The following is a 10,917-nucleotide window of genomic DNA, read 5'->3' on the forward strand; positions in this document are numbered from 1 at the left end:
GCAAGCGCTTCGACTTCAAATGCCCCATCGAGGTGATGGGAGAGGTCATGCAAAATGCCATGGCGATGCGGCATGATGCTCCGGCTTCAATTCAATAACCGTGTTGCACTCAGCTCCTGCAACCGCCCCGCATAAAATCCTTTACGGCAAATCACATAATCAATGACGTACGACTAGACTGACGACTGTGGAAAAGCTAATCAGCCGCATTGTCCTGCTATTAATCGAATCTTAATGCTGTAGTCCATATGGCGTTCAGTTTCATGTAAATCCTTTGGCTTAAAGTCTCGTCGAGAAAAATTAACAATCTCCGAATCAGTGAACCCATACTCCTGCATTCTTTCCAACGTGCACGAACAGAGCGCAGGTGAGGACCCGCGAGCCTTGGAAGCAGCCTCGCATCTTTTAACAAGTTGCTGAACTCCAGTTTCGCCAGCGAAGGCTCCTGATTGCAAAAAAAATGCAAATGACACATAAGCAGCTATGCCAATAATCCTCATATACTTTTAACATCCTTCTATTTAACTGCTTATTTATCGGAAATTAATCGTTTGCACTGAATTACAGCCGATTACGAAGACGGCATGTAGGAAGGCAGCCCTGTAATTCGCTGGGGTGACGTCATGCCATGAGGTCACGTTTTACCAAATTCACAATATACTGTGAAGACCAGAGATGACGCCGCCCAGATAGTCCTCCCTTTTGGGGAGTCATCTGTGGAAGTCGGATTGGCGTTCGGAAAGGTCCTGCGCAGACGGCGTGTCGAAGCAGGATTCACCCAGGAGCAATTGGCCCATGAGGCGGAATTGCAGCGTAACTACGTCAGCCTGATGGAACGGGGCATCAACCAGCCAACGATCACCACCCTGATCAAGCTAGCTAACCCCCTGGGCTGCACCGCAGCTGAGATCGTCGACGAGGTGGAACAACTCGTTGCGCATCCCTGAGCACCGGTGTCCTTCGAGCCCCTCAATCGGCGACTAGTTGAATGATCGACTCAAGAGCACTTCTCATCCTAGAGTCGACCACCAAAGGCTCCTGCTCCAACCAAAGACCTCTGTCCACGAGATCATGCACCAGCTTGGGCGCATGACGAAGATCAAGCCCAGCAGGCCATGGCTTTTTCAACTTCCTAGGCTCGACGCACTCGGTCCAGAAGGATGGAACGAACCAGCACAGATCCGACCGAAGCTCTCGTAGTTTCAGGAAGATTCGTACGCCGTTCGGGTCGAGATCACCAAAGTGAACGACAGGAACCTCGGGCTGCACCTGAGCGAGTAGATGCACAACAGTGGCTATGTCCCAGCCAGGGACATGAGCCAAAAGCCATCCGTCCAGCATCGGCAGGTCACGCCAAGCGCCAGAGTTTTCCACCAGCAAGACCGCTCGCAAGGGACCTTCCAAGGTGAGGCCATCAAGGAAGGCCCGCTCCGGGATCGGTGCTTCACCAAGAAAACGGGCAAGCTTCCATAGATCCAGGACACCCTGCTCGGTCTGTGCCACCAATCCACGCGGTGGCCGCAAGCGTAACAATCCGTCGTGGGTCGCCTCGGTGCCGGCAAGCGCGGCTAGCCGGCGCGGCGTCAGTACCGCTTTGGAGTGGGGCGCGGTTAGCGCGGCTGCAGTCCGGCGATTGAGACGTCCTGGCAGCGCCGGAAGCCGCCCTGCGCGGCGCGCATCTTCCAAGCGAGTCCAACCATCAGGCGTGGGAGAAAACCCTCCCGCTGTAAGTGCCGCCAGCGCTTCCTGCCAGTCCGGCCATACCCGCTCAAGCAGCGCAACGAGTTCAGTGCGGCGAGCCTCTACCAAGGCAATCTGATCACGCCGGCCGGTCGAGCGGATCCAGGATAGTTCTGCCAGAGTGTCATACGCTTTCACCTGTGAGGCGCGGCGCTTGAGCGTCCCCTGCACCAGCAACTCGAGCAGAGCGATGCGCTGCTGCGGCGTCTGCCACATTAGCCTACGCTCCTAGTGCGACGACCGAACACCAGAACTTCCTCGCGCCCCTCGGGCGTCACCTGGCGCACCAAGCGATACGTCGTATTACCTTCGGCACGCGCCACTTCGGGAGCCGCGATCATCAACTGCAGATCCAATGTCTGACACAAATCGAACAAGACGCCGAGATTGTCTGGCGACAGGCGGTTGGCTTCGTCCAAGAACAGGAAACGCAGCGAACCGTGAGCGCGCTTACCGCGCAGCAAGGTCGCATCGCGCTCCCACTCGGTGAGAACTACCATCATCAACGCAGCACCGACACCGATCGCCTCGCCGGTCGACAAACGTGTCGGGTTGGCGACTTCCCACTCGGTGCCGGACTTGCGACGGATCTCCACCTGCAGATGCACGTATTCCCGATAATCGAGCAGACGCTGCCCTGCTGAGCGCCCACCGCCGTAGCGACGAAAGATTTCGTCGAGCGCCTCCTCGATCGGCATGTCCGCCTGGAACAGCAGCTCCTGGGCCGCACCTTCACGCAGGGCGCGAAGGATCTGCTCCATACGTTCGACAGCCTGCATGCGCACACGGATGCCCTGAATGCTGCCGAAGCTGACCTTTTCTAGATTCTTGGTCAAGCGAGTGACTTGGCCACGCGCCTTGCGGATCTGTACGTCAATGCCTCGTGCTACGTCTTCGCTAGCTCCACGCAGGTCGCTTTCCTGACGGGCGAGACGCTCTTCGAGGTCAGATAGTTGGTCGCGCAGCCGGATGAGTGCTTCGCGCGGGTCATCGACCTCGGCTACCTGTGCCGGCAGGCGGTGGCGCAGCCAGTCGCGCACAGCCAGCCAGAGTTCAAGAATAGGATCAGCGAAAGCGGCGTCTGCCGATGGATTTCGTACCAGTTCAAGCTCAGCGAGCAGAGCGTCCCCGCCTCGTGCGTTGTGTAACCGTTCGAGCAAGACGTCACGCCGCGCTGTCGCGATCTGTACGAGATTGACATGGCCGCGGATACTGCCTGGCCCGTCGGGATCATTGCCGAGTAGATTGCCTATGAGGCCGTGGCGCTGTGCCCGATCATGTAGTTCACTCCACCGCCTCGTTGCAGGCTCGGCCTCACGGCGCTCGCTGGCGAGTTTCTCATCGGCTGCGATCAGGCGTTCCTGCGCTGCTCGCTGGGCTTCCTGCTGCGTACCGACGGTTCTATTCAATTCCTGTCGTCGGTGCTCCAGAGCACGCAGCGATTCTTCCTGCCGTACGACCTCTTTAGCTGCATCCACTACCGCTTCTTCCGTCGGAGCAGGGATACCTATCCCGTTGAATCGAGTCGTAGCAGCCGCATGCTCCTGACTGGCGATTTGACGTCGGCCTTCCACTTCTTGGAAGTGCTCGGTAATTTGGTCATATCGTGCCTCAGCTTGGCTCACCCTTTCCTCGGCTGCCTCTTGCAAGCCTTCCGCTTCGCTCAGTTGCTCCTTCAGGGCCGGTATTAATTCCTGCGAGTCTTCGAGCCGGCGCGGCGCTTCCTCCCAGGCGAGCGCCTCAGCGTTGTCGCACAGGTATTCGAGGGCTTCGATCCCTGCATCGAGTTGCCGGCGCCGGCCTTCCAGAGTGTCGGCGTGGCGCGTCAGATCCTCTATGTCCGTGTCCGACAACGGAAGCTGGCGCAAATCACCAAGTCCGTTCTCCACATACAGAACATCCTCTTGGTTGGCGGTAACCCAGTCCCTGGCCTCGCCTGCCTGCGATGCCCTTTCACTGAGTATCTGCGCCCGCTCGCCGTGGTCAGGAGGATCAAGCAGAATCGCCTCGGCCAACAGCGAACGCAGCCTGCCAATACGGGGTTGCAGTGCCTGTGCAGCCGCAGCATGGCGATCAGCCATGTCGCTCTGTCGCTCGATCTGTTCACCGACCAAGGCGATCGCCTGCTGCACCTCGATGATGGCGTCCGCGGGGTCACCTGCCAGCCAGACCTCCAGCCCGGCGAGCAGCGTGTCGCCATTCTCCTGCAACCGTTCCAGCGTGCGGCGCTGGCTCCTCGCATTCTCTAGTTCGAACGTTTTCTCTTCGGCCTGCGCCTGCAGCTCGGCCGCCCGTCTCTCGCGCGCACGCCGTCCCAGCCGCGGCTTGGCAGGAATACGCGACATACGCAGGGCAATCCCTTCCTGGACGAGCAAATCACCTTCGTTAGCCATCGTAGTGTCGGAGGAATCGGCCAGACGGTAGAGATCGGCATCACGTGACACCAGTAGCACGTCTGTCAGTTCCTCTGGCCGGTCGACAGAGGCACGAGCTGCCGCAGCGGGATCATCGACGACCAGTGCCTGTGCCAGGGGGCCAAGTCGGGCCTCCAGCACAGCCGCTTCCTCGATCGCCACTTCTTCGTAGCTGCCAGCCAGCAGCTCGGCGCCGAGCCTGTCCTTGAGCTGCAGCAACGCGGGCGAGAACGGCCCGCCGGCCGACAGCAGGTCACGTGCGTCCCGGAGCAGCTGCTCCTGTACATGCCGTGCCCCCTGTTCGACCCGGGCTGCCTCGGCGTGCTCTGTGCTCAAACAGGCACGAGCTGCATCCAGACTGGCCCGGTCCGTCACATGGGTATCGAGGTGATCGGAAATGCGGACGGCGCACTCCGCCAAAGTCTGCCATTGCGGCTCGCGTGCCATTAACTGCCGATGCTGTTGCTGCAGCTCCTCACGCCGGCGCCGTAGCTCAGCAAGTTCTTCATTGGCCGCCCGTTGTGCCTGTTCATGTGTGGATTGCTCGACTTCAGTATCACTCAGCAACGCGTCGACGACTTCAATGGCAGGCGCCTGGGTGAGAACCACGCCCAGCTCCCTCGCCGTTGCACACACCCGGGCCTGCCGGGCCTGCAGCTGTTGCGCTTCGGCCAGTTTCGCCTCAATGTCGGGAAGCTGCTCGGCAAGTACGCTCAGTGTCCGATGACGGTGCACCGCTTCGGTGGCCACATCGTACGCAGCGGTGATTTCGACATCCCGTCCCGCTAGCCGCCACACAGCCTCCATGAGCTGCTCATGACGCGCACGATGCTCCAGCGCATCGGACAGGCGCGTCCTTGCCTCCCGACGTTCCTGATCGACGCATTCGAGCATGTGGCGTACCGACATAAGCTGATCGGCGAACTGCGCAGGAAGCAAAGGTACGGTCTGCAAATGCGCCTCGGCTTCCCGTAGCCGTCGAATTGCCTGACGATAAGCAGCAGCCCGGCGATGCAACTCTTCGATGCCCTGCTGCAGATCGGCGAGCCCCTTGGCAGCGCGTTTGTAGCCCTCCCGGGCACGCTTGAGTTCCTCGCGATTGCGAGTCCGCAACGTTTCAGATTCGCTTCGTAGCCTGCCCGCTTGTTGTGCCGCTGTCTCAGCTTCCGCGAGCAGGGAGACACATTGTTGCAGGTTGCGTAGCGCCGCTAAGGAGTCCTTCAGTCTGCCGTGCCAGTCGCGGGCGGTTCCAAGTACGCGGTCGAGTTCATCTTTGCAAGTATCGAGCGTATTCAGCTCGGCCAAGGTTTCGTCGAGTACTCTGCGCGCTCCCTCTTGCGCCTGGAAGGCTTGATCGCGTGCGCTCTGCGCCTCGGCTACCCGGCGTGCCAGCTCATCGGCCCGTTCACGGGTGGCAAGGAAAGCTGCTGCGAACATGGCCTGGCCGGCTTCGAAGATACTGCCGATTTCTTGCTCCAGGCGGCGCGACTCTTGCACTTCTACCCGCGTGCGCCGGCAGGAATCCAGATTCGATCGCATCCTCTGCAAGGTATCAGCGAGGCCACTTTGCTCCCTGAGCAGGAACGAGCGTAGCTCCGAAGTGAGCACCCTTGAGATGCCGCCGGTCATGCTGGTACGCAACATATCGTTGAACTTATTGCGCTCCTCATCGGTACCAAGGCGCAGGGGCATGACTCCCTGATCGAATAGCGCGGCGAAGTACTCCCGGGCGGATGGATAAGATTGTAATCGCCCACCGAGCCGCGCCGCGTTGTCGCGCAACTCCTGTAACTCCGGCACGGACTCGACGCCCCCCTGTGCAACCAGCAGCAGATCCTGCAAGCGAACCGCAGGTTCGAGGCCCCAGACTATAAATGGGGTGGGCTCCACGGAGGGTTCACCTTTGCGTTCCAGATGTACCCCAGCCAGTAGCCTCTGTGCACCCGCAAGGGCAAAATCTACCACCACGTAGGAAGGGCGTCCGGGATCACCGAGACGTCCCCAAATACCCTTGTCGCCGCCAGTCGCTCCAGTCTCGCCGAGATTGGTGAAGCGCAGGCGGGACATGTCGGGCAGCAGAGCGACATAGGCGGCAATCATCACCGTGGTCTTGCCGGCACCGTTGCTGCCCTCCAGCGCAGTGACATGCCGATCGAGTAGATAACGCTCGTAGAAGACACCTTTCCAATTGACCAGGGCTAAAGCATCGGCACGCGTTCGACTCATGACAACATTTCCTCCCCCTCCGCGTCGCCGCTATCGTCATCCATGTCGTTAGCATCACCCAGTAATACCTCTCCACGCGCAACCAGCCGCTCTAGGGCGTCGCTGGGATCTGTGAGCCCGCGAACTGGCTCGGCAAAGCGCATGAGTGCCGGACGCAGGCGCAATCTGGCCGCATCAACCACATCGATGAAACCCAGCTCAGCTAACTTACGCAGCGCCTCGTCCGCTTTCCCTCGCACAGTTTCAGCGGCAATGCGTTCGTCATACTTGCGTCTACGCGGATTTAGCGTACGCACCAGCACATCGGTGCCCAGTAATCCGGACAGCCGCTGCAATAGCGCTTCACGTGTCGCCATGCCGCCATGCTGCAAAGTCGCGGGATCGAGATACATCAGCGCCAGCACCTGCCCGATAAGCATTTCGCCGACGGATAGCTGACGTCGCCCCAGCCGCTCGCCGCTGGGCAGCAAATAGAAATAGCCATCGCTCTGCTGGATCAGCTCACAACCGAAACGCCGATAAAAAGGTTCGAGCAGCGCCTGTGCCTCCACCAGGTAATCATAGGGGCAGCCATCATCTCGACCGATATGGCGTCCACGTCGCAGCATCAGATCCACCTCGGGGAATCGCTCGTCGACAATCACCTCTTCCAGAGAATCGAATACGGCATCGCTCACTCCACTTTCCTCCGGCCCTGGACAGTCCATTCCTCGACTTCGAGCTGTTCGCCCACTTCTAGCCATAGCCGCTCGCGGCTTGAACGCAATCGGGCTAGCCTTGCAGCTGCGTCAGCGATGCGACCCGCAGCCACGTATTGGCTATCGTCGGTCAGCGTGGCGAGTACCTGCACCGTTAGCCCCGCCAAGGTATCTACGCCCTCGTCGAGCGCCCGACTCACCAACACTTCGATATCTGCCAGCGCATTTTCAGCTTCCACCCAGGCTGGTTCGGCCTCACGATCAGTCTTTGGCCTGGCCACCACCGGACGCTCGACGCGTGCTTCAAGTGTACGTAGCAGGCAGATAGAGCCTGCATGCGCAGCTAGTAGATGGAAAGGCCTGTTTCCCCACTCCGCAATCTGATCGCGCAAGCGCTGGCTCAGCGCCCGATCAGGATCCAGTCTGACCACGTCGCGCAGGTAGCGGTGTACATACTGGTAGTATTCGGACCATGCCTTTTGGCGTGCACCGCCCCAGGCTCCGATCCGGTCTACATGTTCGATGACCCGCTGTGCGGCTCCCTCGGCTTCGACATTTTCTGCTGAAACGGCCAGCGCCTGGATGTCCTGGAGCAACGCAACGAAATGGTGTGTGTCTCGCAGCAGGATTTCATTGAGCTCGCGCAATGTGTGGGTCGTTGCGTCGAGCAGGCTCTGGCATCGATCGATTGCGCTAAACCAGTCGTTCGACAGCAGGCTAGCGATTTCCGCCTGGATTTCCTCCTGCTGGGCATCAAGCCCCCGCTGCCGACGTTCGATACCCGCCACCATGTCACCGACCGTGATCCTCAGGGGGGCGACCACGCGCTGACGCCAATCCTCATCGTTATGGGCCTTCCTGGCTGTCGCCAGGATGTCGGCAAGTTGAGCGCGCAAGGTACCGGTCAGTAGGCTGAGGCTTTCCCGAGTCAGGGCCTCGTCCGCCAGAAAGTATTCGATAACCGCAGCAGCAAGTCGTGTCAGCGCATACTCGCCCGCCCGAACGATGCCGGCGCCATCAACTCGGGCCAGCATGCGCTGCTCGCGTAATCGTTGAATGGCGTGCGTCGCGCGCTTGCGCGGATTTTCGGCAGCGGGTTCGACGACATCGCAGACCTGTTCAAACAGGTCGATCAGCAGATCTTCCTCGAACGACGCAAGCCCAGCCTTGTCCGCTCGCAGGTACAGACCTGCGAGAAAGCAGACATCCGCTGTTTTCAGGTCAAGATTGACCTGATCCCGTACCAGCGAGGCGATAAGGCGATTCGGATCGGATGCTGTCATAAGCGCTGAGTAGGCTTCTCTGCTACGCAGTATGAATGTATCCAAGCCTCATATTGTTCAGGCATGGACGGCCCCCTGTGCATCGGCCTGCTGTTCCTGAGTTTTGGCCGCGATCTCAGAATCGTCTGAGTATGCTTCTCGCATCATCATCTTGTAGTGAGCCAAATGCCCGGATTTGACGAAGATCGCCTTGAAGATATTCAGGTAGCTTTCCACCATTGCATCGTCGACAGCGACATACAGGTCATCGTGTGCGAAGTGGGAACCATCGTTGACCCATGAAAAAAGCGATCGGCATATGACCTTCTCACGCCCCTCGAACAGGTTGCAGATGTCGTCGGTATCGGTTCCACCGAGGATCTTGAAGTAGTTTTCAAGAATGCGTCTGAGGGTGTTCTGGATTGAAAGGTTGGATCGGTCGGCCCGTCGTACCTCCGCCCACAGCATTTCGTATGAGGTGACTATCGGGTTGCTTGTGTGGGCCTCTACTCTTGAAGAGTGGTGGGATTTTCGGACGACCCAGAAGGTTTCCTCGCTGCGCATCGCGTTTCTATCAGTGCGCCGGGCGTTGAAGCTCACTTCCTTGTGGAAGTAGACGTTATGGGTCAGTACGAAAACCTGTTTGATGTGACCGGTTCCTTGGCGCACCTCATCGAACAGCGCCTTGATCAGGCTGCTAACGATGAAGAGGATGTCGCTATCCAGACTCGACACAGGATCGTCGAAGACCACTATACGGTCAGTCGTCACGCCGCTTTCCGAATCGCTGCCTTTGAGCAGATGGTAAAAATAGAGGAAGGTGACGAAGGTACGTTCGCCTTCGCTCAAGGTTTCCTTCGCATCCATACCATCCGGTCGCCGCAGCACATAGGCGGTACCGCTATCTGCCTTGGCTAGGGAGAAACCATGAAAACCGAACGAGGCTAGCAAGGTATTTATTGCATCGATGGTCGGCTGGATGCTGGTGGTCGCACGCTCCAGCTCAGCTATTTCTTTCTCCACCTGACGCCGGTCTGCTTCCGCCGCTTCGATCTTTCCGTTCAAGGCAGTGATCGCGCCCACCAACCCTCGCTTCTTCGTCGAGCAATCCTGCAATGCGGGCGCCAGCTCGATGGCGACGATGTGTTTCCACACCTGGCTTGCCAATTGCTGCTTTTCTTTGCCCAGATTAGCTACCGTAGCGTTGTGTGACTCGATCTGCTCGTTGGCAAGCGCCAGTGCCTGGGAGATCGCGCCCAGAGCGTCAGCAAGAGGTTCCAGTGCAATGAGCTGGCTTGGCTCGCGTTGCTTATCGGCAAGATGCTGACGATTGAGGGCAATCCGAGAAGCCAGCAGCGCCACTTCTGTCTTCAGTGTTTCCGCATCGAGGAATCGGGAAGGCGCATTAAGGATCTCGGACAATTGCGCCAAAAGGTGATCGGCCGCCGCGGCATAGGTCTTAGCCAGTTCATCAATGGCACGACTGTCATCCAGAAACGTTTCGTCGAAATAGGCCTCCAGACTGGCCGCGAACGAGGCTTCTGTGGCTTGCTGGCAGAAAGGGCAGACTCCTGTCGCCTCATCGAAGTAAGCCCGGCCCTGCCGCACCCAATCGCTGTTGCCCAGCGCCTTGATCATTGCCGCGATATCGACATCTTCCCGGCCCAGAACGCGCTTGCTCAGGATCGGATTCGATTCGTGGGACAACAGCGCATCGAACGAAGGCAATACGACGCGGGGCTCCAACATAGGTGAGGGGCCAAAAATGGTCTTGGCTTTCTCCTGGAGATCGGCCAACGAAACCAATGCTGCAGAATTCCCAGCATGCTCCTGCAGCACACGGACCTTGAAGTTCTCGGCATTGTTGCGTACGCCCTGGAATGCCAAAGCGAATGCACTATCGTGCTTTTTTTTCTGGGCCCAGCATGTCTCCTGAAACCAAGCCTCGAGATCGGCGAGTTCTTTGCGTTTTCCTCCCAGACCATCCAGCCCTTCTAGAGTCTCCCTCAGACTGCTGATGCGTCCACTACAGCTACCGGACTCCTGTTTGAGTGCCGCGATCTTGGCAACATTCTCGACGTTCTTTTCACCGAGGGTGAAGATGCCTTTGAGCTCTGCGGAAGGGCCGAAATTACGTGCAACGAAGTCGCGGTTGTAGACCATAGCCTGAAGGGGCACGCCGCTCTTCCAGCCAACATGGCAACTCGGATAACGAGTGGGGTTGTCGATCACCCTGGAAATTGTGGTTTTGCCACACCCATTGGCACCGTAGATAAAGTTGAACTTCGTCAGCCCATCAAGCGCTTGTACCTCTTGTCCATACGAAGCCACCCCCACTATCCGTATTGACTCAATCATTCGCCTCTCTCCCTAGGCAATCGGTGCCAATCTCTGGCCGGCTATTCGTTATATAGCTTGCAATGTCATTCGAATAGAGTGAGTGAAAGACTAGACCAGTCGAGGTCTAGTGATCTATTCCGGAGGCGCACGCTGGATATGGGCGATTTGGCGGAGAGTTCTGTCGTCACGAGGGTGTATTTGGCTAGTTCGGCGGAGGTGCCCCAGTGAGCGCTTGTG

At 58.6% G+C, this 10,917-nt stretch carries 6 protein-coding genes; 1 reads left to right on the forward strand and 5 read right to left on the reverse strand.

Features of this window, described 5'->3' with window-relative positions; all coding sequences use genetic code 11:
- The first annotated feature begins 716 nt into the window (after positions 1–716).
- Positions 717–947 carry a helix-turn-helix domain-containing protein gene (locus tag DMX10_RS12455; protein ID WP_003302599.1) on the forward strand — a complete coding sequence of 77 codons (231 nt, stop codon included), beginning with the start codon at positions 717–719 and terminating at the stop codon, positions 945–947.
- Between the two features lie 22 nt (positions 948–969).
- Here the strand turns inward: DMX10_RS12455 and DMX10_RS12460 are convergent, their stop codons facing one another.
- From DMX10_RS12460 to DMX10_RS12480, 5 genes are read right to left on the reverse strand one after another with little or no spacing between them, the layout of a single operon-like run.
- Positions 970–1,956, reverse strand: coding sequence for a Wadjet anti-phage system protein JetD domain-containing protein (locus DMX10_RS12460; protein WP_003302600.1), 987 nt, complete (start codon positions 1,954–1,956; stop codon positions 970–972).
- Entirely contained in the window at positions 1,956–6,380 is a 4,425-nt protein-coding gene (gene mukB / locus DMX10_RS12465) for a chromosome partition protein MukB (protein WP_042929883.1), read from the reverse strand. Before mukB ends, DMX10_RS12460 begins: the two co-directional genes overlap by 1 nt.
- Positions 6,377–7,057, reverse strand: coding sequence for a chromosome partition protein MukE (locus tag DMX10_RS12470; RefSeq protein WP_003160975.1), 681 nt, complete (start codon positions 7,055–7,057; stop codon positions 6,377–6,379). Before DMX10_RS12470 ends, mukB begins: the two co-directional genes overlap by 4 nt.
- Positions 7,054–8,361: a condensin subunit F gene (locus tag DMX10_RS12475; protein WP_003288359.1), complete on the reverse strand. Its 1,308-nt coding sequence runs from the start codon at positions 8,359–8,361 to the stop codon at positions 7,054–7,056. Before DMX10_RS12475 ends, DMX10_RS12470 begins: the two co-directional genes overlap by 4 nt.
- A 57-nt stretch (positions 8,362–8,418) precedes the next feature.
- On the reverse strand, positions 8,419–10,698 hold the full coding sequence (locus DMX10_RS12480) for an AAA family ATPase (protein WP_058131194.1): 2,280 nt from the start codon (positions 10,696–10,698) through the stop codon (positions 8,419–8,421).
- Between the last annotated feature and the right edge of the window lie 219 nt (positions 10,699–10,917).

Source organism: Pseudomonas sp. 57B-090624 (assembly GCF_003234055.1).
In the GTDB taxonomy this organism is placed as follows: domain Bacteria; phylum Pseudomonadota; class Gammaproteobacteria; order Pseudomonadales; family Pseudomonadaceae; genus Metapseudomonas; species Metapseudomonas tohonis.